Source organism: Nonomuraea monospora (assembly GCF_039531895.1).
In the GTDB taxonomy this organism is placed as follows: domain Bacteria; phylum Actinomycetota; class Actinomycetes; order Streptosporangiales; family Streptosporangiaceae; genus Nonomuraea; species Nonomuraea monospora.
Genome location: NZ_BAAAQX010000001.1, coordinates 656,308 through 678,330 on the forward strand (window position 1 = coordinate 656,308; position 22,023 = coordinate 678,330).

The 22,023-nt window shown below is 71.0% G+C and carries 21 protein-coding genes and 4 tRNA genes; 13 read left to right on the top strand and 12 right to left on the bottom strand.

Features of this window, described 5'->3' with window-relative positions; translation table 11 throughout:
• Positions 1 to 84: 84 nt before the first annotated feature.
• Together ABD331_RS02990 and ABD331_RS02995 are read right to left on the bottom strand one after the other, a co-directional pair.
• A complete protein-coding gene (locus tag ABD331_RS02990) occupies positions 85 to 306 on the bottom strand; it encodes a DUF397 domain-containing protein (protein WP_344470629.1) in 222 nt (73 codons plus the stop codon).
• Positions 297 to 1,118 carry a helix-turn-helix domain-containing protein gene (locus ABD331_RS02995; RefSeq protein WP_344470630.1) on the bottom strand — a complete coding sequence of 274 codons (822 nt, stop codon included), beginning with the start codon at positions 1,116 to 1,118 and terminating at the stop codon, positions 297 to 299. Before ABD331_RS02995 ends, ABD331_RS02990 begins: the two co-directional genes overlap by 10 nt.
• Before the next feature lie 241 nt (positions 1,119 to 1,359).
• Between ABD331_RS02995 and ABD331_RS60875 the strand changes: the two genes are divergently transcribed.
• The 5 genes from ABD331_RS60875 to ABD331_RS03015 all read left to right on the top strand — a co-directional run bounded on the left by ABD331_RS60875 (position 1,360) and on the right by ABD331_RS03015 (position 4,871).
• Positions 1,360 to 1,779 (top strand): ATP-binding protein, encoded by a 420-nt coding sequence (locus ABD331_RS60875; RefSeq protein WP_425565931.1) that lies wholly within the window; start codon positions 1,360 to 1,362, stop codon positions 1,777 to 1,779.
• A gap of 418 nt (positions 1,780 to 2,197) precedes the next feature.
• A complete protein-coding gene (locus ABD331_RS03000) occupies positions 2,198 to 2,950 on the top strand; it encodes a crotonase/enoyl-CoA hydratase family protein (RefSeq protein ID WP_344470631.1) in 753 nt (250 codons plus the stop codon).
• Between the two features lie 46 nt (positions 2,951 to 2,996).
• On the top strand, positions 2,997 to 4,193 hold the full coding sequence (gene ligD, locus ABD331_RS03005) for a non-homologous end-joining DNA ligase (protein WP_344470632.1): 1,197 nt from the start codon (positions 2,997 to 2,999) through the stop codon (positions 4,191 to 4,193).
• A gap of 121 nt (positions 4,194 to 4,314) precedes the next feature.
• Positions 4,315 to 4,539 (top strand): hypothetical protein, encoded by a 225-nt coding sequence (locus ABD331_RS03010; protein WP_344470633.1) that lies wholly within the window; start codon positions 4,315 to 4,317, stop codon positions 4,537 to 4,539.
• On the top strand, positions 4,536 to 4,871 hold the full coding sequence (locus tag ABD331_RS03015) for a hypothetical protein (RefSeq protein WP_344470635.1): 336 nt from the start codon (positions 4,536 to 4,538) through the stop codon (positions 4,869 to 4,871). Before ABD331_RS03010 ends, ABD331_RS03015 begins: the two co-directional genes overlap by 4 nt.
• Before the next feature lie 13 nt (positions 4,872 to 4,884).
• On the opposite strand, the gene ABD331_RS03020 is transcribed toward ABD331_RS03015, so the two are convergent.
• Entirely contained in the window at positions 4,885 to 6,300 is a 1,416-nt protein-coding gene (locus tag ABD331_RS03020) for an NAD(P)/FAD-dependent oxidoreductase (protein ID WP_344470636.1), read from the bottom strand.
• 71 nt (positions 6,301 to 6,371) lie between these two features.
• Entirely contained in the window at positions 6,372 to 7,265 is an 894-nt protein-coding gene (locus ABD331_RS03025; protein WP_344470638.1) for an SDR family oxidoreductase, read from the bottom strand.
• Between the two features lie 88 nt (positions 7,266 to 7,353).
• Here ABD331_RS03025 and ABD331_RS03030 point away from each other — a divergent pair, with 88 nt between their 5' ends.
• Entirely contained in the window at positions 7,354 to 9,120 is a 1,767-nt protein-coding gene (locus tag ABD331_RS03030; RefSeq protein WP_344470639.1) for a thiamine pyrophosphate-dependent enzyme, read from the top strand.
• On the opposite strand, the gene ABD331_RS03035 is transcribed toward ABD331_RS03030, so the two are convergent.
• Positions 9,117 to 9,866: an IclR family transcriptional regulator gene (locus ABD331_RS03035; protein ID WP_344470641.1), complete on the bottom strand. Its 750-nt coding sequence runs from the start codon at positions 9,864 to 9,866 to the stop codon at positions 9,117 to 9,119. The genes ABD331_RS03030 and ABD331_RS03035 overlap by 4 nt on opposite strands.
• 79 nt (positions 9,867 to 9,945) lie before the next feature.
• On the opposite strand from ABD331_RS03035, the gene pobA reads away from it, so the two are divergent.
• Positions 9,946 to 11,115, top strand: a complete 1,170-nt coding sequence (gene pobA, locus ABD331_RS03040; RefSeq protein WP_344470643.1) for a 4-hydroxybenzoate 3-monooxygenase — start codon at positions 9,946 to 9,948, stop codon at positions 11,113 to 11,115.
• 27 nt (positions 11,116 to 11,142) lie between these two features.
• Positions 11,143 to 11,454 (top strand): DUF6401 family natural product biosynthesis protein, encoded by a 312-nt coding sequence (locus ABD331_RS03045; RefSeq protein WP_344470645.1) that lies wholly within the window; start codon positions 11,143 to 11,145, stop codon positions 11,452 to 11,454.
• 147 nt (positions 11,455 to 11,601) lie between these two features.
• Here ABD331_RS03045 and ABD331_RS03050 read toward each other — a convergent pair whose 3' ends face one another.
• A complete protein-coding gene (locus ABD331_RS03050; protein WP_344470647.1) occupies positions 11,602 to 12,393 on the bottom strand; it encodes a mechanosensitive ion channel family protein in 792 nt (263 codons plus the stop codon).
• A gap of 197 nt (positions 12,394 to 12,590) precedes the next feature.
• Between ABD331_RS03050 and ABD331_RS03055 the strand changes: the two genes are divergently transcribed.
• From ABD331_RS03055 to ABD331_RS03065, 3 genes are read left to right on the top strand one after another with little or no spacing between them, the layout of a single operon-like run.
• A complete protein-coding gene (locus ABD331_RS03055) occupies positions 12,591 to 12,818 on the top strand; it encodes a DUF6229 family protein (protein WP_344470649.1) in 228 nt (75 codons plus the stop codon).
• Between the two features lie 6 nt (positions 12,819 to 12,824).
• Entirely contained in the window at positions 12,825 to 15,737 is a 2,913-nt protein-coding gene (locus ABD331_RS03060) for a type 2 lanthipeptide synthetase LanM family protein (RefSeq protein WP_344470651.1), read from the top strand.
• Between the two features lie 19 nt (positions 15,738 to 15,756).
• Entirely contained in the window at positions 15,757 to 16,140 is a 384-nt protein-coding gene (locus ABD331_RS03065) for a VOC family protein (RefSeq protein ID WP_344470653.1), read from the top strand.
• Here ABD331_RS03065 and ABD331_RS03070 read toward each other — a convergent pair.
• On the bottom strand, positions 16,068 to 18,371 hold the full coding sequence (locus tag ABD331_RS03070; RefSeq protein ID WP_344470655.1) for an ATP-binding protein: 2,304 nt from the start codon (positions 18,369 to 18,371) through the stop codon (positions 16,068 to 16,070). The genes ABD331_RS03065 and ABD331_RS03070 overlap by 73 nt on opposite strands.
• 125 nt (positions 18,372 to 18,496) lie before the next feature.
• On the bottom strand, positions 18,497 to 19,657 hold the full coding sequence (locus ABD331_RS03075; protein ID WP_344470657.1) for a serine hydrolase domain-containing protein: 1,161 nt from the start codon (positions 19,655 to 19,657) through the stop codon (positions 18,497 to 18,499).
• A 194-nt stretch (positions 19,658 to 19,851) separates the two neighbouring features.
• Here ABD331_RS03075 and ABD331_RS03080 point away from each other — a divergent pair, with 194 nt between their 5' ends.
• Positions 19,852 to 20,601, top strand: coding sequence for a GbsR/MarR family transcriptional regulator (locus ABD331_RS03080; RefSeq protein ID WP_344470659.1), 750 nt, complete (start codon positions 19,852 to 19,854; stop codon positions 20,599 to 20,601).
• A gap of 119 nt (positions 20,602 to 20,720) precedes the next feature.
• Positions 20,721 to 21,374 carry a GNAT family N-acetyltransferase gene (locus tag ABD331_RS03085; RefSeq protein ID WP_344470661.1) on the top strand — a complete coding sequence of 218 codons (654 nt, stop codon included), beginning with the start codon at positions 20,721 to 20,723 and terminating at the stop codon, positions 21,372 to 21,374.
• Between the two features lie 211 nt (positions 21,375 to 21,585).
• Here ABD331_RS03085 and ABD331_RS03090 read toward each other — a convergent pair.
• The 4 genes from ABD331_RS03090 to ABD331_RS03105 all read right to left on the bottom strand — a co-directional run bounded on the left by ABD331_RS03090 (position 21,586) and on the right by ABD331_RS03105 (position 21,957).
• Positions 21,586 to 21,657, bottom strand: a tRNA-Val gene (locus tag ABD331_RS03090).
• Between the two features lie 21 nt (positions 21,658 to 21,678).
• Positions 21,679 to 21,750: transfer RNA gene (locus tag ABD331_RS03095), tRNA-Gly, on the bottom strand.
• Positions 21,751 to 21,799: 49 nt separating this feature from the next.
• Positions 21,800 to 21,870, bottom strand: a tRNA-Cys gene (locus ABD331_RS03100).
• A 15-nt stretch (positions 21,871 to 21,885) separates the two neighbouring features.
• A tRNA-Gly gene (locus ABD331_RS03105) sits at positions 21,886 to 21,957 on the bottom strand.
• Positions 21,958 to 22,023 lie beyond the last annotated feature (66 nt).

Consider the following 22,023-nt stretch of genomic DNA (forward strand, 5'->3'; position numbering starts at 1 on the left):
GTCGTGTCGGACGATGGCGCTCATCTATAGCAAGGGAGGGCGACAGAATCGGGACCAGAAGACGGACGCTGAGTCGTCCCCGACCTAGAAGTCGAAGATGCCGCCTTTCGCGCCCGCTACGAACCTGTCCCAGACGGCCCGGCGGATCACCCACGGCTCGGCATCTGGTTGCTCGGTATCGCGCAACGCGATACGGCCGTCGGACAGATGCTTGGCTTCCAGGCATTCGCCGCCCTGACCGCTTGACGCGGTGACCCATCCGCTGGAATCCGCGATTTCCCTTCTCAGGCTTTCACTTAACTCCATGTCGCCGCTCTCGCCTTGATTCGCTGAACTGACAGGTACTCGGGAAGCGCCGCCGTACGCACGCATTCGAGTCGGCTCACGAGCCGCTTGATCTCGTCAGGCCTGTCGATGACGCGGCCGTGGAGGGCGGATTCGACGTACGCGGCGATGGGCACGCCGTTCTCCCGGGCGAGCACTACCGGACCCACCAGCACCGCTGTGCACAAGGCCTCGTAGGGAAGGAGTTGGACGCTGAACCAGTTGTGCTCGGCCATGGCGATCAGGTGTTCCAGTTGACGGCGGGTCACTGAATCATCCCCAATGGGACGATACAGGATGCCTTCATCCATGACGGCAAGGTACTGAGGTGGTGAAGGCCGGTTGAAGATGGTCTGCCGCTCCAGCCGGGCTTGGACGGCCTCTTCTATCTGGTGCGGCGTGGCGTCCGGCTCCCCGGCGAACATTGCGCGGGCATATTCCTCGGTCTGTGCCAGCCCCGGCACGATCAGCGGGGCGACGCTGATGATGTGATCGGCCCTCCGCTCGATCGGTGGCCACGGGCGGTACCACTCGGGTATGCGATCGCCGCTTATGGCGGGCCACTGGGCCAGCAGGACGCCATCCAGGCCCAGAGCCTTCTCACAGAGTCCGATCAGTTCGCGAGTGGGGTTCTCGTCTCCGCGTTCCACGTTCCCGATACGGCTCTTGCTGTAGCCGATGCGTGCGGCGAGCTGCGCTTGGGTCAACTTGGCGGCATATCGATATTTGCGTAGGTCTGCACCGAAACGTGCTGCTGGACCTGCAGTCGGATCGAGTTCCTTGGGTGCTGGCATCGCTGCTCCCGGTAGCCACGCTATTCCAGCTTGGCTGGCTTGGTGCCAGCGAAAGTCTGGGACTGCTCTGGGATCGATTCACCACACAACGTAGCCCGTTATGGCCACCCTTTGTAGTGAAAACCGACGGGTCCGAGGCGTCGTGATTCCTATGCCAGGGCCAGGCATGACCAGCGGTGATACGCGGCGAGCTGAGAAGAGAGGCGTGATAGTGGGAAATGTCGCGACAATCGGGACCGATATGCGGTGTGTCGGCGAAAGGCGTTTTCCCGGACGCCCGGAGAATGTCCGAGATGTGAGAAGCTTCGCTGCTCACCTGCTCGCGAAGGAGTTGCCTGGAGCCGCTGCGGATGGCGCTCTGCTGTACGATGTGCGGCTCCTGGTCTCGGAACTTTCCGCCAACGCGATCGAACACACTTTTTCGGGCCGTCGGAGACGCGGATCTTTTCACGTTCGCGTCTGGCTCGGCGAGGACCGCATCCGATGCGAGGTCAGAGATCAAGGATGGTGGTCGGGTCCACAGCTCCGCCATGAGCCACGGCAAGCCAGTGGAAGAGGACTGCAGCTTGTGGCGGCCATGGCGAGGTGGGGAGTGAGGAGGCACTGGTTCGGCCGGATCGTCTGGTTCGAGATGCCCCTTGCGAAGGGCTGCCTGGCATGAGCGAGATTCCGGACTTCCACGGCCCCCACGTTGACCCACCTCGGCCAGATCACGTAAAGCTGACCTGGTATGCGCTCACTCGCCGGGCGCCGCGCGTACGGGTCGTCTCGCATACCTGTGAGTGCCGGGAAACGACGTATGAGCTGTGTGCCGCCGCCGGTCTGGGCTTCGTTCGCCGTACCGATCGCACTGTGGGAACCGTCCGAGAGACCGCGTGGACGTCGCCCGCCGCCGCTGGATGCCTCTTCGAGCAGATCATGCAGGGCGAAGTTCGATGATCGAGGCGGCCGACCGGCGCGTAAGTTCGATCTTCCCAGGTGAGTGACCGCATGGCTGTCGCTGGCCCGTACTCCCGCATCGACGTACGCTCTGCACGTCCCCGAGGCGAATCGCCGCATGTTCCCCCGAGGAGGGTCGCATGACCGTACGCGTGGAGCGCCAGGGCCCGGTCACCACCGTGGTGATCAGCAGGCCGGAGGCGCGCAACGCCGTCGACCGCAAGACCGCCGACGCGCTGACGGAGGCGTTCCGTGACTTCGAGTGCTCCGACGCCGCCGTGGCGGTGCTGTGGGGCGAGGGCGGCACGTTCTGCGCCGGCGCCGACCTCAAGACGCTCGACAACCACGTCGGCGAGGAGGGCGACGGGCCGATGGGGCCGACCCGGCTGCGCCTGACCAAGCCCGTCATCGCCGCCGTCTCCGGGCACGCCGTCGCGGGCGGGCTGGAGCTGGCGCTCTGGTGCGACCTGCGGGTGGCTGAGGAGGACGCGGTGTTCGGGGTGTTCTGCCGGCGGTGGGGGGTGCCGCTCATCGACGGCGGCACCGTACGGCTGCCGCGGCTCATCGGCGCCTCCAGGGCCATGGACATGATCCTCACGGGCCGGCCCGTCGAGGCGCCGGAGGCGTACGCGTGGGGGCTGGCCAACCGGCTCGTGCCCGGCGGTACCGCGCGGCGGCACGCGGAGGCGCTGGCGGGGGAGCTGGCGAGGTTCCCGCAGGAGTGCCTGCGCGGGGACCGCATGTCGGCGCTGGAGCAGGACGGGCTGGAGGAGGGCGAGGCGATGCGGAACGAGCTGCGCCACGGGCTCGTGTCGCTGCCGGACGCGTCGGAGGGGGCGGCCCGCTTCGCGGCGGGCGCCGGCCGCCACGGCTCCTTCTCCGAAGAAGGCTGATCATCCTTCCCTGGGGTTGTCGGTCGGCCCGCGTATCGTGACCTTCATGCCTGACATCGAGGTCGCCGGGCGCGAGGTCCGCATCACCAGCCCTGAGAAGGTCGTCTTCCCGCAGACCGGTCACACCAAGCTCGACCTGATCCGGTTCTACCAGGCCGTCGGCGAGGCCGCGCTGCGCGGCGTGCACGGGCGGCCGATGGTGCTCAAGCGGTTCGTGCACGGCATCGAGCAGGAGGCGTTCTTCCAGAAGCGGGCCCCGGCCAAGCGGCCCGACTGGATCGAGGTGGCCGAGCTGAAGTACCGGTCGGGGCTGAGCGCCGAGGAGGTGGTCTGCACCGACCTGGCGCAGCTCCTGTGGGTGGTCAACCTCGGCTGCGTCGACCTCAACCCGCACCCGGTGCGCTCCGACGACCTGTCCAGGCCCGACGAGCTGCGCATCGACCTCGATCCGGTGCCGGGCGTCGAGTGGGCCGACGTGCTGCGCACGGCGGAGGTGGCCAGGGAGGTGCTGGCCGATCACGGGCTGGTGGCCTGGCCGAAGACGTCCGGTTCGCGCGGCTTCCACGTCTACGCCCGCATCGAGCGGCGCTGGCCGTTCGCCAAGGTGCGCAAGGCGGCCGAGACGGTGGCCCGCGAGGTGGAGCGGCGCGCCCCCGACCTGGCCACCAGCCGGTGGTGGAAGGAGGAGCGGCACGGCGTGTTCGTGGACTTCAACCAGAACGCCTACGACCGCACGGTGGCCTCCGCCTACTCCGTCCGCGCGGTGCCCGACGCCCGCGTGTCCACCCCGCTGACCTGGGACGAGGTGCCGGGCTGCCGTCCCGAGACGTTCACCGTCGAGACCGTGCCGCGGCGGCTGGCCGAGCGCGGCGACCCGTGGGAGGACATGGACCTGCACCCGGGCTCGCTCGACGGGCTGCTTGAGCTGGCCGAGGAGCTGGGCCCGGCGCCGAAGCCGCCGAAGGGGAGCGGGCGCAGGCAGCAGACGATGCCGGTGATCGAGATCGCCAGGGCGGAGCACAAGGACGAGGCGATGGCGGGGTTCGAGCGGTGGAAGGCCCGCCATCCCGAGGTGGCCGCCCGGCTGGAGGCGGCCGATGTGCTGGTCGACGGCATGCGGGGGCGGAGCAGCGTGTGGTACCGCATCCGGGTGAACCTGCAGCACGTCCCGGAGGGGGAGCGGCCGGCCCAGGAGCCGCTGGAGGTCGACTACGACCCCTGGGGGCGCGGCGAACGTCCGTGACGTGACGCCGACTATTGCAATTCGTGAGCAACTTGTTACGTTCTGTGAAAGCCTTATCGACAGCGGTCTCATCGGGGGCAAGGCCGGTCCATAGACTCAAGCTGTCGATAGGCGGGGCAACGTGGTAAGACCGCGGCATCCGATCAAAGAGCTGGAAGAAGTACTGGCGGCGGCCGAAAGGAAGGGCTGGAGCGTCAGCAAGGGTAAGAAGTACTACAGCATGAAATGCCCTTGCGGCTCGCATATGAAGACCGTGAAATGTACTCCGTCGGGCAACAACTACCGGCGCAACCTGCTTGCGCAACTGGGCAGAGTCACCTGCTGGAACGACGAGGAGACGCCATGAAGTACCTGACGATCCAGCAGATCCAGTACGGCGGCGATCTCGAGCGTTTCGACGAGCGCCTGGACGAGCTGATGACCGCCCTGCTCGACCTGGAGGACACGGATCCCGCGATCGAGGATCCCGATCTCGCCGCCACGCTGGCCACAGGAATCGTGGACGTCCAGATGGTCGCGGAAGCCGACGACCCGGCTGACGCGATGGTCAGAGCTCTGTGCTTCCTCCGTTCCGCCCTTCACACGATCGGCGATGCGACCCCAGGCTGGGAGACCCAGCGCGCGGTGATGCACGTCGCCCCCGCCGACGCCGCCGATCGCCTGACGCCGAGCGTGTGAGGTGGCGAGGGGTTCAGCGTCCTGAGATCAGGTTCGCCAGCCGGGCGTAGGCCGACGTCGTGGCGATCCGCTCGTTCTCGTGCCGGTCGGCGGCCCGGAACAGCGCGTAGATGAGCTGCACCCCCGCCCACCGCAGCGGCTCGGGCTCCCACTGCCGCACCTGCCGCCCCACCCACGGCAGCCCGGTCAGCTCGCTCTCGCGCCGCAGCACCAGGTCGCGCAGGGTGCGGCCGGCCAGGTTGGTGGTGGTGACGCCGCTGCCGACGTAGCCGCCGGCCCAGCCGAGGCCGCTGGCGTGGTCGAGGTGCACGGTGGAGCACCAGTCGCGCGGCACGGCCAGCACCCCGCACCACGCGTGCTGGACGCGGACGTCGGCGGCGGCGGGGAAGAGCTTGACGAGCATGCGCCACAGCAGGGCGACGGTCCGCGCCTGGGTGGCGCCGCGCCGGTCGGTGCGGGAGCCGAAGCGGTAGGGGACGCCGCGCCCGCCGATGGCGATGCGGTCGTCGGCGGTGCGCTGGATGTAGACGTAGGCGTGGGCCTCGTCCTCCAGCAGTTCGTTGCCCTGCCAGCCGATGTGCTTCCACACGTCGGCGGGCAGCGGCTCGGTGACGATCATGGAGCTGTTCATGGGCAGCCACTGCCGGTGCTGGCCGGCGAGGCTGGCGGTGAAGCCTTCGGTGGCGCGGATGACGTAGTCGGCGGTGACGACGCCGCGCGTGGTGAGCGCCGACGCCTTGCCCTGCTGGCGGGGCCGGATCTCGGTGACGGTGGTGTTCTCGAAGATGTCCACGCCGAGCCGTTCCACGGCGGCGGCCAGCCCGACGGCCAGTTTGGCGGGCTGGATGCGGGCGCAGTGGGGTGAGTAGGACGCCTCCAGGGCTCCGGCGACCTGCACGCGTTCGCGCTGTTCGTCGCGGCCGAGCAGCCGCACGTCGTCCTCGCCGTAGCCCCAGGCGCGCAGGTCGGCGACGCCGTCGCGCAGGCGGCGGCGCTGGGCCGGGTTGGTGGCGACGTGGATGAGGCCGCCCTTGTGCACGTCGGCGTCGATGCCTTCGGCCTGGGTGACCTCGATGACCTCGTCCACGGCTCGGAACATCGCCCGCTGCAGGTCGATCATGGCCTGCCTGCCGCGCGCCTTGGCGTGCCGCTTGCGTGACCCGGCGAACTCGGCCGAGAGCCACCCGCCGTTGCGTCCCGACGCGCCGAACCCGGCGAACTCCTTCTCCAGGATCGCGATCCGCAGGCCGGGGTCGGCCTGCTTGAGGTAGTACGCGGTCCACAGGCCGGTGTAGCCGCCGCCGACGATGGCGACGTCGTACTCGCGCGGCCCTGGCAGCGCGGGCCGCCGCAAGGGCAGGCCGATCTGCCGGTACCAGAAGGAGACCCCGCCGTTGGCGAAGTCCTCGGTCAGCGGGATGCCTCTCATCACCGGACACATCTTCTAATAACAGACAGAAAGCAACAAGTCGGCGAAGTGTAATAAAACTGGGCGTACGGCTAGCTTCGTGTCGGGCGTTCGTACCCTTCGTCGCCCCCGTATACGCGCAGGTCAGGGTCCTGCTCCGGCTGCGTGGCCGGGCTCGTGGGAGAGGCGGTGTGCTCGGAGGCGAAATCGTCCGACAGGACGGGCGCCGGTGGCACCAGGTAGTCGTGCCAGGAGATCTCGCCCTTCGGGGCCGCGTCCGTGGTGAGGAGGCCCGCGCGCTGCGCCCCGTACAGGCGGCCCGGATAGCGCACGGACAGGCAGGGGCGGCGCAGGCCGCGCGCCCGCAGCCAGGTCCTGACCAGGTCCTCGGTGTTCAGGATCTGCGGCCCGCCGTACTCGATCGCCCGGTTCGCGGGACCCGCGCTGAGCAGGGCCGCCGCGCGCGTGGCCACCTCGCCCGTGTGCACCGGCTGCCACGGCAGCGACCGGTCCACGGCCAGCGCGGGCAGTGACGCGTAGTCGCTCAGCCGCCGGTTCAGCCACTGGTGGAACGGGGTGGCGCGGAGGATCGTCCAGCCGAGCCCGCTCTCCGCGACCATCCGCTCGGCCTGCAGCTTGTGACGCAGATGCCCGTAAGGGGCGCGGTCGGCGCCTGCCATCGAGGTGAACAGCACGTGCGGCACGCCCGCCGCGCGCGCCAGGATCAGCAGCGTCCTGGTGCCGGGCACGTCCACCGCGCCGCGCCCCTTGCGGCCGCTGGTGGCCAGGTGCGCGATCGCGTCCACCCCGCCGAGCGCCTCCCTGACGCCGTTGCCGGAGATGAGGTCGCCCCACACCCACTCCACGTTGCCGCGGTCGTCCCGTTTGGTACGGCTCAGCGCCCGCACCTCGTGACCCGCCTTGAGCAGCGCGGGCACCAGTGCCCCGCCCAGCGTGCCGGTGGCTCCCGTGACCAGAATGCGCATGCGGGGTCCCCTACCCGCCACATTCGAGAAATGTCAATGAATTCCGCTCCCGCGTCTGCGTACGGCGGAGCGGGGTAGGGCCGCACACATGGCTCGAATCGCATCCGAATCCCTGATCGAACGGCTCGCGGCATGGGGCGTGGACACCGTCTTCGGTCTGCCGGGCGACGGCATCAACGGCATCATGGAAGGGCTGCGGCGCCATCGCGACCGGGTGCGGTTCGTCCTCGTCCACCACGAGGAGGCCGCCGCGTTCATGGCCACCGGATACGCCAAGGCCACCGGGCGCATCGGCGTGTGCCTGGCCACCTCGGGCCCCGGCGGCATCCACCTGCTGAACGGCCTGTACGACGCCAAGCTCGACCACGTGCCCGTGCTGGCGATCACCGGCATGCAGGAGACGTCCGTGCTGGGCACCGGCTACCAGCAGGAGGTCCACCTGGACAAGCTGTTCGCCGACGTGGCCGAGTACAACATGATGGTGACGAACCCGGCGCAGCTTCCCTCGCTGGTGGACCTGGCGATCCGCACGTCGTACGCGCGGCGCGGCGTCTCCCATCTCACGCTGCCCAACGACATCCAGGTGGCGGAGGCGGGCGCGGACCCGTACAAGAGCGTGGCCCCCGTGCGCGCGCCGCAGACGGCGCCCGTCTACCTGCAGCCGTCCGGCACCCCCCGGCAGGAGGACGTCGAGTGGGCGGCCGAGGTGCTCAACCGGGCCGAACGGCCCGCCATGCTGGTCGGGCAGGGCGCGCTGCACGCCAGGGAAGAGGTGCTGGCCGTGGCCCAGGCGCTCGGGGCGCCCGTGGTCAAGACGCTGCCCGGCAAGGCGGTCATCCCCGACGACTCGCCGTACACGACGGGCGGGCTCGGGCTGCTCGGCACCCGGCCGAGCGAGGAGCTGATGGACGAGGCGGACGTGCTGTTCATGGTGGGCACGAACTTCCCCTACTCCAAGTTCCTGCCGGAGGTGCGTGACACGCGGGTCGTGCAGTTCGAGGCGGACCCGACGCGGGCGGGCGCGCGCATCGCGACGGACGTGCCGGTCGTGTGCGACGCCAAGGAGGGCCTGCGGGCGCTGCTGCCGCTGCTGCACCCCCGGGAGGACAACAGCCATCTGACGAAATATCAGAAGATGATGGCCAAGTGGCGCTCCGACATGGAGTCCCTGGAGAACCCCGACCGCGACCCCATCGCCCCGCAGTACGTCATGTCCATCCTGGACGACCTGGCCACCGACGACGCCATCATGACCTGCGACAGCGGCACCATCGCCACCTGGGCCGCCCGGCACTGGACGATCCGCGGCGGGCGCGAGTTCTACCTCTCCGGCACGCTGGCCACGATGGCGCCCGGCCTGCCGTACGCCATCGCCATGCAGCACGCCTTCCCCGGGCGGCAGGTCATCGCCTACGTCGGGGACGGCGGCTTCTCCATGCTGATGGCCGAGTTCCTCACCGCGGTGCAGCACCGGCTGCCGGTCAAGGTGGTCATCAACAACAACAACTCGCTCGGGCAGATCCTCTGGGAGCAGATGGTGCTCGGCTACCCGGAGCACGGCGTTCGGTACCCCCAGCCCGAGGCCGACTTCTCGGCCTGGGCGCGGTCGTGCGGCGGGTTCGGGGCCAAGGTGACCAAGTCGGAGGACGTGGCGCACGCGATCGGGCAGGCGCTCGCCCACGACGGGCCCGCTCTGGTGGACGTGGACGTCAACCCGAACGAGCCGCCCATGCCGGGGAAGGTCTCCTACGACCAGGCCAAGAGCTTCGCCCAGGCGTTCCTCAAGGGGCAGCCGCACAAGGCGGCCATCGCGACCACCCTCTTCAAGGACCGCATCCAGAAACTGGGCGACTAGCCACCGTATGAGGCGGCGATGCCTCTGGCGGCGGCGCGCAGCGGCTCCACCAGGCGGGGCAGCTCGCGGGCCCGCCGCGAGGACAGCACGATGCCCAGGGCCGCCACCGGCCGCCCGTCCACCAGGACCGGGGCGGCGGCCGAGCACGAGCCGGGCGTCATCTCCTCGTACGTCAGCGCGTACCCCTGCGCCCGCACCGCCGCTAGCTCCCTGGCCAGCCGGCCCGGCTCGACGATGGTGTGCGTCGTGGGCCGTTCGAGCTTGCGCGCCAGGTAGGACTTGACGAACCAGTCCGGCTCGTACGCCAGCAGCGCCTTGCCCACGCCCGTCGGATGCATCGGCAGCCGCCCGCCGATCCTGGACACGATGGGCACGGCCCGCCTGCCGTACACCTTGTCCACGTACAGCACCTCAAGGCCGTCCCTGACCGCGAGGTGCACGTTCTCACCCGTGGACCCGAAAAGCTCCTGCAGCCACGGATGCGCCAGCTCCTGCAGCCGGTTCGGCGCGAGCTGGCCCAGCTCCCACAGCCGCGGCCCCACCCGCAGCCGCCCGTCGGGGGAGCGGCTGAGCGCCCGCCACTCCTCCAGCTCGCCGACCAGCCGGTGCGCCGTGCTCAGCGGCACGCCGCTGCGCGCCGCCAGCTCGGTGAGCGTGAGCTGCGGGCGCGCCGCGTCGAACGCGCCGAGGATGGCCAGCACCTTGGACGTCACCGAGCGCCCCGGCTCGCGGGCTCCACCGGACATGTCGCCATCCTGTAGGGATTTTCCACTCAGCGGAAGGGGCCTCTCGGCTAAAACCTGGTCAAGGCTGGATGCTTCCTTCATGCGAACTCAGGTCGGGATCATCGGGGCGGGCCCCGCTGGTCTGCTTCTGTCACACCTGCTCCACCTGCGCGGCATCTCCTCGGTGGTGCTGGAGAAGCGCAGCCGCGACTACGTCGAGCGCCGCGTCCGCGCCGGGGTGCTGGAGCAGGGCACGGTGGACACGCTGGTCGAGGCCGGCGTGGGCGAGCGCATGCTGCGCGAGGGGCTGCCGCACCACGGCATCGAGCTGAGGTACGGCGGCGCGGGGCACCGCATCCCGTTCGAGAAGCTGGTGCCGGGGCGGGCGATCACCGTGTACGGGCAGCAGGAAGTGGTCAAGGATCTGATCGCGGCCAGGCTGGCGGCGGGCGGCGACGTCCGCTTCGAGGTCGAGGACGTGGCGCTGCACGACCTGGAGTCGCAGCCGTACGTGACGTTCGGCGGCGAGCGGCTCGACTGCGACGTCATCGCGGGCTGCGACGGCTTCCACGGGGTGTCCAGGCCGGCCATCCCCGACGGCGTTCTGAGCGTGTTCGAGCGGGATTATCCGTTCGCCTGGCTCGGCATCCTCGCGCGCGTGGCGCCGTCCTCGGAAGAGCTCATCTACGCCAGGACCGAGCGCGGCTTCGCCCTGCACAGCATGCGCTCACCCACCGTCAGCCGCTTCTACCTGCAAGTTCCCGCCGACGCCCGGCTGGAGGACTGGCCGGACGAGCGCATCTGGGCCGAGCTGCGCACCCGGCTGGAGACCGTGCCCGGCTTCACGCTCGCCACCGGCGAGATCATGGAGCGGGGCATCACGCCGATGCGCGGCTTCGTGGCCGAGCCCATGCAGTACGGGCGGCTCTACCTGGCGGGGGACGCCGCCCACATCGTCCCGCCCACCGGGGCCAAGGGGCTCAACCTGGCCGTCGCCGACGTGCGCGTGCTGACCACGGCGCTGGCCGCGTACTTCGAGAACGGCTCCACCGAGTTGCTCGACGGCTACTCCGGCGCTTGCCTGAAGCGGGTGTGGCGGGCGCAGCACTTCTCGTGGTGGATGACGACGCTGCTGCACACGTTCGAGGAGGACGACCCGTACGCGCGGCGGCTGCAACTCTCCTACCTCGACTACGTCACCTCGTCGGAGGCGGCGGCCACGACGCTGGCGGAGAACTACGTCGGCCTGCCGTTCGACCCGGGCCGTTGACCTTGGGACATGCTTTAACCTTGGCGCGTGGTCTTCGAGGAGGGATGGGCGGCTTCGCCCCTGCGCTGGCTCATGCACGCCCTGGGCGACGCCCAGCTCGCCAGGATGGACGGTGACCCGGGGCTGGTGGCCGCGGTCGACCAGCACGCGGCGGTGCTGCGTGACGCCATCCCGCTCGACCGGGAGACGCTGGGCGACTACCTGCTCGGGTTCCTGGACGAGCTGCGGCATCGGGGGTGGGCGTTCACCGGCGAGGCGGACGCGGCGTCGTTGCGGCTGACGGCGGTGTGCTGGCTCACCCGCGAGCTCGACCTCCTCGCCGACGGCCACCCAGCCTGACCCCGCCGCCGACCCCCGCCCGGCCTTACACGCGGCCGGGCCACTCACGCTCTGCCTGTGGCGCGCCCTGTCTCCGGCACCGCACGCTCTGCCTGTGGCGCCGGACGCCCAGGCGCGGGTGTCGCGCCTGGGCGGCCGTGGGGCGCGTCAGCCCGGAGGCATGTCGGAGCGGTGCGCCCCGCCGGCCGCCGGCGACGTCCTGATCGGCGCCGTCTCGTCCGTCATGGCGCGGGCGTCCTCACGCCCCCGCTGGTACGCCTCCGCGTGCGCCCTGGCCTGCGGGGCCTCCTGCTCGATCCGCCCCAGCCAGCGCTCCCACCGCTGCTGCATGGGCCGCACGAGCCCGCCCCCGATGCCGATCGCCGCGATGGCCCCGATGGTGGCGAGCACCGTGACCAGCACCGGCGTCGTCACGGTGGTGGCCACGCCGATCTGGTTGAGCGCCGCGATGATGCCCAGCGCCCAGATGAACACCGCCGCGGCGGTCGCCAGCCAGTGGCCGTACGACAGCCCGCCGAGCATCCCGGCCACGATGTCCTTGACGGCCTTGGCCACCGCCCCGGCCACCACGATGATCACGATGGCCACGAGGGCCTTGGGCAGCCAGCCGACCACGCCTGCCAGGAGCGCCGAGACCGGGTTGGGTCCGAAGACGTTGAACGCTATCTGCAGGGTGACCAGCAGGATCGCATAGAAGACGATCTTCGCGAGCAGGCTGCTCGCGTCGTACTTGCTCCGCTCCAGCCAGCGGCGCACGCCGCTGCGCTCCACCGCGCGGTCGAAGCCGACCCGTTCGAGCACCTTGTCGACGATCTTCTCTAGTGCCTTGGCCACGATCCACCCGATGAGCAGGATCACCAGGAACGCGATCAGCTTCGGGACGAACGTCGCTATTTGCCGCCAGGCGTCTGAGAGGCCCTGGCCGATGTTGATATCCACGGTTTCCTCCTCCGAGGAGCCAATGCCTCGGCGCTACCCGCTCCGCATCGGTCTATACACGCTCCGAAACCAAAACTTCGCACAAGGCGACATATCGCTCACCGCAACGGATGCGCAACGCCGCCTGGCAACATCCGGAAACGACCGGCCCGCCCGGAGAAGGGCCGGAGCGCAGAAGGGAAGAAGACATGGCCCCAATGACCGCTGAACTGGCCGAGCGGATCGTGGCAGGCTGGCGCGGAGACACCCGTCCCGTCGAGGGCTGGGACAGCCCCGCGGGGCCGCTCTTCGCCGGCGGCGACTACGCCGAGTCCGACATCACGATGGAGGCGATCCTCGGCTCCACCGAGGCCGGGGCGCAGCCCGCCGCGGTCACCGTCTGCGGCACCGTGTGCACCGACTCCCGCCCGCGGATCTGCTGCTGAGCCGACATGCACAAGGACGCGATAAGCGCCGCCGTGCTGGGCTGCCTGCTCGAACCGGCTCTGGCCGGGCTCGCGGCCCAGCTCGGCCGGATCGGCGGCCTGTCGGAGGCGGAACGCGAGATCGTCCGGGCCGCCGCCGAGACGTCCGCGCTGGAGACGGTGCGGCTCAAGACCAACCGGGTCCTGCTCCTGGAGCTCAACGCCGCCAGGATCACCGGCCGGCTCACCGGGCGGGACCCGCGGGCCCGCTGGCGCGAGTGGGAGGAGCGGGCGTCGAAGCGGGCGTACTGGGAGTCGCTCGCCGAGCACTACCCGACGCTGCTGCCGCGCCTGGAACGGGTGATCGCGGGCAGGTGCGCGGCGGCCCTCACCCTGGCCACCCGCTTCGCCGCCGACCGCCCCGCCCTCGCCCCGCTCACATCCACCGCTACGGGCGAGTTGATCGCGCTCTCGTTCGGCGCCGGTGACAGCCACCGAGGCGGTCAGACCGTCGCCATGCTGGCCTGCACCTCAGGCGTCCTCGTCTACAAGCCGCGCTCCGTGGCCGTGGACATCGCCCTCGCCCGCCTGCTCGCGTCCGTCCTGAAGGACGAGCCCGCCAGGATCACCGTCCCCGACGTCGTGTCCCGCGACGGCTACGGCTGGGCCAGGCACGTCCAGCACCGCCACTGCGACGGCGAGCGGGAACTGCGCGTCTTCTACCGCAACCTCGGCCACTGGCTGGCCGTCATGCGCCTGCTCGGCGGCAGCGACCTGCACGCCGAGAACCTCGTCGCCGCCGGCCCCGTGCCCACCGTGGTCGACTGCGAGACCCTGTTCACCCCGCGCTCCCCGTTCGAGCCCACCGGATACGGCCTCGCGCTCGACCGGGCCGCGCTGCTGGTCGGCGGGTCGGTGCTGGGCACGGGCCTGCTGCCGGGACGCGGCCTCGCGCTCGGCTGGCGCGGCGTCGACACGTCGGCCATCGGCTCGCTGCCCGGCCAGCAACCCGCTCCCAAGGTGCCCGTCATCGTGGACGCCGGCACCGACGCGGCCAGGATCGAGCACGCCGAGGTGCCGATCCCGGCCGCGGTCAACCATCCCAGCCCCGAACCGGTGCTGGGCGCGTACTGGGACGAGGTCGTCGCCGGGTTCGGCGGGCTGTCGGAGCGGCTGCGGCGGATGGACCGGGCGGGGGAGCTGGAGCCGCTGCTGGCGCAGTTCGCCGACCTGCCGATCCGCGTCGTGCCGCGCTCCACCGAGACGTACGCGGAGCTGGGCCGCATGCTGTGGCATCCGCGCGCGCTGCACGACGAGCCCGCCGCCCGCCGCCGCGCCGCCTCCCTGCTCGCCCGGCAGGCGGCCAACCTGCCCGGCCGCCCGGACGATCCCGCCGTCATCGCGGCTGAGATCGAGGAGCTGCTGGACGGGGACGTGCCGTTCTTCGCCACCACGCCGCGCAAGGGCCGCCTCACCGGGCCACGCGGCACCACCTGGGGCCCCCAGCAGGACCTCGTCGAGGCGGCCCTGCACCGCTGGCGCACCGCCGACCTGGCGCTGGACCGGCAGGTCATCCAGTGCGCGCTGGTCAGCGCCTATCTGAACGAGGGCTGGCTGCCCGACGAACGCCGCCTGCTGCCGTCCAAACCGGACAAACACGACCTGGACGGCCGCCGGCGTCGGCTCGCGTCCGGCATCATGCGCAGGCTGGCCGCCTCAGCGGTGCGGGCCGAGGACGGCACCGCCACCTGGATCGCGCCCGTGCTCAACCGGACCGGCTGGGCGGTGCTGCCGCTCGGCCTCGACCTGTACGGCGGGATCAGCGGCGTGGCGGTGCTCCTGGCCGCCTACCAGCACGAGACCGAACGCGGCAGAGCCGACCCTGTGCCGGGGCTCCGGTCCCTGCTGACGGACGTGTTGCGGACGCTGCGCAAGGTCGAGGACCGGGCGGCCGAGCAGGCGTCGGAGCGGGTGGGGGCGCGGCGGCCCGACCCGGTGGGTGGCTACCTGGGGCTGGGGTCGCGGATCTGGGGGTGGCTGCTGCTGCACAGGCTCGGAGCCGTCGGCCGGTACGAGGCGTGCGCTCGCGCGGCGAGCCTCGTCCCGCAGATCGCCGCCGCCCTGACGACCTCCTCCCCGGCCGACGACGACCTGCGGCTCGACATGGTCGCCGGGACGGCCGGAGCGGTGGTCCCGCTGCTCCGGCTGGCCGAGCACTACGGCGGGCCCGGGGCGGCCGAACATCGCGGTGGGCATGAGGCGGCCGAACTGGCCGTCGCCATCGGCCACCACCTGGTCGCCCGAGCACGGACGGGCGACGGCACCGCCTGGTGGCCGAACCCCGGCTTCCCCGACGGTCTCGGCGGCCTGGCGCACGGCGTCACCGGCATCGGCTGGGCGTTGTCCCGTCTCGCCCAGACCACCGGCGACCCCACGTTCGCCGCCACGGCCGAGGCCGCCTTCGCCCACGAGGAGACCCTGTACGCGCCCGGCAAGCACGGCTGGCTCGACATCCGCCAGGAGAACGACACCGCCGCCGCCTGGTGCCACGGCGCCGCCGGCATCGGCATCGCCGCAACCGACCTCCTCGGCACGGACCCGCGCTGGGCCGACGTCGTGCGGCGCGCGGCCCGCGCCTGCTGGTCGGACGGCCTGGGCTGGAACCACACGCTCTGCCACGGCGACCTCGGCGCCTGGGAACTCCTCGACCACGCGATCACGCGCGGCCTGTCCGAACCCGGCCTCGACCGGGGCCGCCTCGACGCGCACGTCCTCTCCAGCCTGGAGGAGTACGGGCCGATCAGCGGCTTCGCCAGGGACGCCTTCCCGCCCACCCTCCTGCCCGGCCTCGGCGGCGTGGTGTACCAGCTTCTCCGCATGCACCCGGACAGCACCCTCCCGTCCGTCCTGCTCCCGGACCCCTGCGTTGACCGGTCCTGAGCCCGTTAGTGTGATCTTCATGCACCGCAGCCGCGTCTTCGCCCTCCTCATCGACACCCCCGCCTCCGAAGCCGGCGCCGCGGCGACCTTCTGGTCCGCCGCCCTGGGCGCCACGGCCCGCCCGCTGCCCGCGGAGGAGCAGTTCACCTCGCTCCACGGCGCGGTGCCGGGCCTGGCCGTGGCCGTGCAGGCCATCGAGGACGGCGAACCCCGCTTCCACCTCGACATCGAGAGCGACGACGTGGAGGCGGAGACGCGGCGGCTCATCGGCCTCGGGGCCGTGGAGGTGTCGCGGTGGCTGGAGTGCCGCGTCCTGCGTGCGCCTGGCGGTCACCTGATGTGCGTGCTGCCCTTGGAGAGCGACCCCGCCGTGTTCGAGGCGGAGGCCAAGACCTGGCCCTGAGGCCCGTCGCCCCTGGCGCAGCGCTCGTAGACGGCTCGGGTGGGGGCGGGGGTCGTGGCGTGGAGGACGTCGCGGGTCAGGGTGTCCGCGAACTCGTACCTGCTGCCCCGTACCACCAGCGTCCCCCTCGCCAGAGCCCGCTCGCACAGCCCGGCCACCTCCTGCGGCGGCATCCCGAGCACCTCGCCGAGCACCACCGGGTCGAACGGCCCTTGGATCACGCTGGCCGCCCGCAACACCCGCATCACCGGCTCGCCCAGCCCCCGCAACCGTCCGAGCACGACCGCCCGCACCGCCTCAGAAACCAGCCCACCCACCGCCTCCGACCCGCCCGCGGCTATCGGTCCGCCCACCGTCTCCAGCCCGCCCGCGGCTGTCGGTGCACCCACCGTCTCCGGTCCGCTCACCGTCTCCGGTCCGCTCACCGTCTCCGGTCCGCTCACCGTCTCCGGCCCGCCCACCGTCTCCGGCCCGCGCGCCGCTGTCGGTGCACCCGTCGTCGCTGGTGTGCCGGTCGCCTCCGGCCCGCCCGCCTCCACCCGCCGTTCGCCTTCGCCCCCCTGCGCGTCGGCCAGCAGGGCGGCCACGAGCTGCGGCTGCCCTCCCGTACGGCGATACACCTCCTCCGCCAGCTCCACCTCCCCCGCCAGCTCCCTCACCGCCGCCACCGACAGCAGCCCCGGACGCACCACCTCCACCACCCCGCGCAAGGCCTCACCCACGCCGCACTCCCCGACGAGCGCCGTCGCCACGACCAGCAGCCGCACCCCCGACACCCGCCTGGCCAGGTAGTGCAGCAGCTCCACGGTGGCAGGCCCGGCGGCGTGCAGATCCTCCAGGACCAGCAGCACCGGCTCACGACCGGCCAGCGCCCGCAGGAACGCGGCCACCGCCTCGAACGCGTACCGTCGCTCCATCGTCCGGCCTTGCACGAGCGACTCCAGCGCCGACGCCCAGTCGCCCGCCAGCCCGCGCAGCACGTCCCCGGCCAGGTGGGCGACGCGGGGCCGCAGCGCGTCCACGAACGGCTGCAGGAACAGCGCCCGCTCGATCTCATGACAGCGGGCCCGCAACACGACCCCGCCTGTCGCGCCCGCCATCCGCTCGGCCTCGGCGGCCAGCCGCGACTTGCCGATCCCCGCCTCCCCGACGATCAGCATCACCCCGGTGCGGCCCGACACCGCCCGCGCCCAGGTCCCGGAGATCGCCGCCAGCTCCTCCTCCCGCCCGGCGAGCCCACCCCGCCCTGGGATCCCGGCCCCTCCCTGTCCTCGGCTTTCGCCTTGTACCGAACCCCCGAGGCGCCTCGCGACCCCAGCCAGCCCCGCAGCTTCGCCTCGACCCGCGACCTCAGCCCGCCCCGTAACCCTGCGCTGCCCCGCGGCCCCGCCCTGCTCCGGCACGGCTCGCCCGACACTGACGTCCCCTTGTGGCCCACCCCACGCCCACACTCCGCTCCATCCCTCTTCCCCAGGTTCCTCCCGCAGGATGGCAAGGTGCACGGCCCGCGTCTCGACCGCCGGATCCGTCCCGAGCTCAGCCGCCAACCGCCCCCGCAGCCGCTCGTAAGCCAGCAACCCCTTGGCCGGTTCCCCCGCCGCCGCATGCGCCCGCATCAGCAGCCGATACGCCACTTCATCGAACGGATCCGCCCGTACGGCCTCCTCGGCAGCCCGCCGCGCTCGGCCTGGGTCGGCGGCCCGCAGCCCCGAGCGGGCGGCGGCGTGACGGGCGCGCCGGACCAGCCCGCCAGCTTCGTCCCTGGCCGCCGCCACCCACCGCGCGTCCGGCTCGCCGGCCAGCACCAGGCCGTCGTGCAGCAGCTCCACCGCCCGCCCCGCGGCGGCCCCGGCCAGCGCGGGCTCCCCGGCCTCCAGGCAGCCTTCCGCCTCGGCGACCAGATCGGCGGCCAGGTCGAGGTCGACCCGCACGCCGGGCGCGCCGCCCAGCCGGTAACCGGTCCTGCCGCCGACCACGATCCCGGCCCCCAGTGCCCCGCGCAGCCGGCTGACCAGCGTGGCCACGTTCTGCACCGGCTGTTTGGGCCCGCCGCCCGGCCACAGCTGCTCGGCGAGACGTTCGGCCGCCAGCACCGCGCCCCGTTCGGCGGCGAGCAGCTTCAGCAGCGCCCGCGCCTTGCCGCCGACGGCCCCGCGAGGGTACGGCACCCCGTTCCGCTCGACCGCGAAGGAGCCGGCCAGCCTGATCAACACCCCATGCGCCTCGGTCATCTCACTCCCGGCGTTCAGGCCCCCTGCCCCTGGGGCGTGACACGCCTGTGCCACCGCCGTGCCACGAGCCGGGGAACCCAGGGGCCGGCGGCACGGAACTCACTGCCAAGCTCTTCAGGGCACTCCTAGGACGCGGCTGGGCAGAACTCGGCGGTGAGCGCGTCGGTGAAGACGCTGAGCGGGGCCCAGTCGCCGTTGGCCTGGATGGTGAGGCGGTGTTTGCCGTCGCGGGTGCCCATGCTGTAGCTCCAGGAGCCGTAGGTGGCGCCGGCGTTGCCCCAGACGCTGGTCCCGCAGGACAGTTTCTGCTCGAAGACGCCCAGGCCGTAGCGGGTGCCGGGGATCCAGCCTGCCCCGTCGGTGGAGACGGTGGTGAGCATCTCGCGTAGCTGCGTGGCCGGCAGGACGTGTCCGCCGAACAGGGCGGCGAAGAACCGGTTGAGGTCGGTGGTGGTGGAGATGAGGCCGCCGGCGGACCAGGCGAAGGACTGGTTCATCTTCGTGGTGTCGTGGATGGTGGGCTGGGGGTCGCTGGAGAACAGGGTGGAGTAGTGCACCGGGTGCGGGCCGTGGATCGCGGGGTCGGTGCCGGGCAGGGAGGTGCCGGTCAGGCGCAGGGGGCGGATGACGGTCCGGTTGAGCTCCTGTTCGAACGTCTTGCCTGTCGCCTTCTCGACGATCATCGCGGCGAGGATGAAGTTGGTGTTGGAGTACTTGAAGCGCTGGCCCGGCTTGCCGGTAGGCGGGTGGGCCAGGGCGATCTGCACCAGTTGGCGGGGTGTGTAGGTGTCGTAGCGGTGCTTGAACCATTCGGCGCCGACGCCGTTGGCGAAGAACTTCTCGTCGTCGGTGTAGGCGTAGATGCCGCTGGTCTGGTTGAGCAGCTGCCTGATGGTGATCTTGCCGGGTTCGTACGCGCTGCCGTCGAACAGGTCAGGCAGGTAGCGGTCCAGGGTGTCGTCCAGCTTCAGCTTGCCTTCGGCGGCGAGCTTGAGCACCACGGTGGCGGTGAAGGCCTTGGAGGCGCTGCCGATGCGGAACCGCTCGTTCTGCCGGCGCTTGCGTCCGGTCTCGGTGTCGGAGACGCCCGCGGAGCCGAACCAGGAGCGGCGGCCGTCGCGGACGTCGGCGACCATGCCGGGGGCGAGCTTGGCGGCCACCGTCCGGTCGAGCAGGTCCTGCACCTTGGGGTGCGCGGGGGCGGCGGATGCGGTGGCGGGCAGGGCCATGACGGCCAGGGCCGCGGCGGCGAGGAGCGCCGCCTTGGCGGACTGCGATGCGAGCACGTCGGTACCTTTCAACGGGTCGTTTTGCGATGCGTGAAAGCTAACTTGCATTCGCGAATTCGTCAATTCAAACTTCGTATATGCGCAGCTTCTTGCAATGAGATGATGATAAAGCAAGTAGGCAACTTGCAATGATGTGGGTGCGAATGCAAGACTGCACCCGTCCATGCGCGCAGAGCAGGAAGGTGCCGCCGATGCCCGGAGGCAGGCTGACCCACCACGACCGCCGGCAGATCGCCGAGGGGTTGGCCGAAGGGCTCACCCAGACCGAGATCGCCGCCCGCCTGCACCGGCCGCTGTCCACAGTCACGCGAGAGGTGGCCCGCAACGGCGGCCCCGACGGCTACCAGGCCGACCTGGCGCACCAGGCCACCCAGGACCGCGCCCGCAGACGTCCGTCCGCGACCTCTCGCGAAGACGACCGCCGGGCGGTCACCGACCTGGAGGAGCAGTTCACCGCAGTCATGATCGACACCGGGTTGTCACGGATGACCGCCCGCGTCCTGGCCAGCCTCTACCTCACCGACAGCGGCAGCCTCACCGCCGCCGAGCTGACCCGCAAGCTGCAGGTCAGCCCCGCCTCCATCTCCAAGGCCATCGGCGAGCTCGAACGGCAGGAGCTGGTTCGCCGCGAACGCGACCCGCGCCGGCGGCGCGACCGCTACGTCATCGACGCCGACGCCTGGTTCCGCGGCTGGATGGCCAGCGCCCGCCAGAACACGGTGCTGGCCGACGTCGCCCGCCAAGGAGCGGCAACGCTCGGAGCCACCTCACCGGCGGGGATCCGGCTGCGGGACATCGGCGACTTCTTCGACCACGTCAGCCACGCCATGCTGCAGGCGGCCGAGCAGTGGCGCCAGGCGTACGCCGCCAAGCGAACACCCAGCCGGATGGATCACCGGCCTGGTGGTGGCGCAGACGCTTCCGCGACGTACGAGCGATGAGTCGGCGACGACCACCGCTCGGCTCTCACCGGGGCACCCGCCAGTAACCGCCGTTGGCGTAACTCCGTTGACGCTCGCACCGGGCCCCGGCAAGGATGCTCATCCTTGGGGGTGCATCGATGACATTCACGTTGAAGGGTCCCGTGCTCGAAGGCAGGCGCGTCCGCCTTGAGCCGCTGGGCCACCACCACGCCGGCGACCTCGCCGTGGCCGTCGAGGAGGATCGCGGCGCGTACCGGTTCACCTGGGTGCCGAGGGCGCACGAGGTCGGCGGCTACATCGACGACCTGCTCGCGCGGCAGGCGGAGGGCAGGCTCCTCCCGTACGCGCAGGTGGACACGGCGTCGGGCCGCGCGGTCGGCGCCACCGCCTACTGGGACCCGCGCCTGTGGCCGAAGTCGGAGCACCGGCTGCGCGCGGTCGAGGTCGGTTTCACCTGGCTGGGCGGGTCGGCGCAGGGCAGCGGGATGAACACCGAGGCGAAGTTCCTGATGTTCGGCCATGCCTTCGAGAGCTGGGGTGTCGCCAGGGTGGATCTGAAGACGGACGCCCGCAACGGGCGGTCGCGGGCGGCGCTGGAGAAGGTGGGTGCGCGTTTCGAGGGGGTGCTGCGTCAGTGGTCGCAGTCGTGGGCGCCGGGGGAGGACGGCCTGCTGCGTGACTCCGCGATGTTCTCGATCATCGCCGAGGAGTGGCCGCAGTGCCGGGAGCGGCTGCTCCGGCTCCTGGACAGGCGTGACTCTGGGACACCTGCGCCCCCTGCAGCACGTTGATCACGCTGTGCGTGTCACGGCCAGGACAGCCTCACGAGCTTGATCGAGGTGCGGAGACGGCACTGACCGCATCCCGCGTCAGCACCGCACCCCGCGTGAGCACCGCGTCACGGGTCAGCACGGCATCCCGGGTCAGCGCCGCGTGCTGACCGCCGGCCCGAAATGACAATGAGCCCCGAACTCCTGCGAGTTTGGGGCTCATGCCATTCGGTGGACGATACTGGGATTGAACCAGTGACCTCTTCCGTGTCAGGGAAGCGCTCTCCCGCTGAGCTAATCGTCCATGTTGAGTTGTGAAACTCAGAGCGGAAGACGGGATTCGAACCCGCGACCCTCACCTTGGCAAGGTGATGCTCTACCACTGAGCCACTTCCGCATGGTGCTGCACTTACTTTAGCGGATCCCGAAGGGTCCGCAGATCACCGAGGTGGAGACGGGATTTGAACCCGTGTAGACGGCTTTGCAGGCCGCTGCCTCGCCTCTCGGCCACTCCACCAGGAGTCTTGCTCCGAGCGGAAGACGGGATTCGAACCCGCGACCCTCACCTTGGCAAGGTGATGCTCTACCACTGAGCCACTTCCGCGTGAATCTCCGGCGACCGGCGCCGGGCCACGGGAAAACCATATCGTCTCCGGAGAGTGCCCGTGCG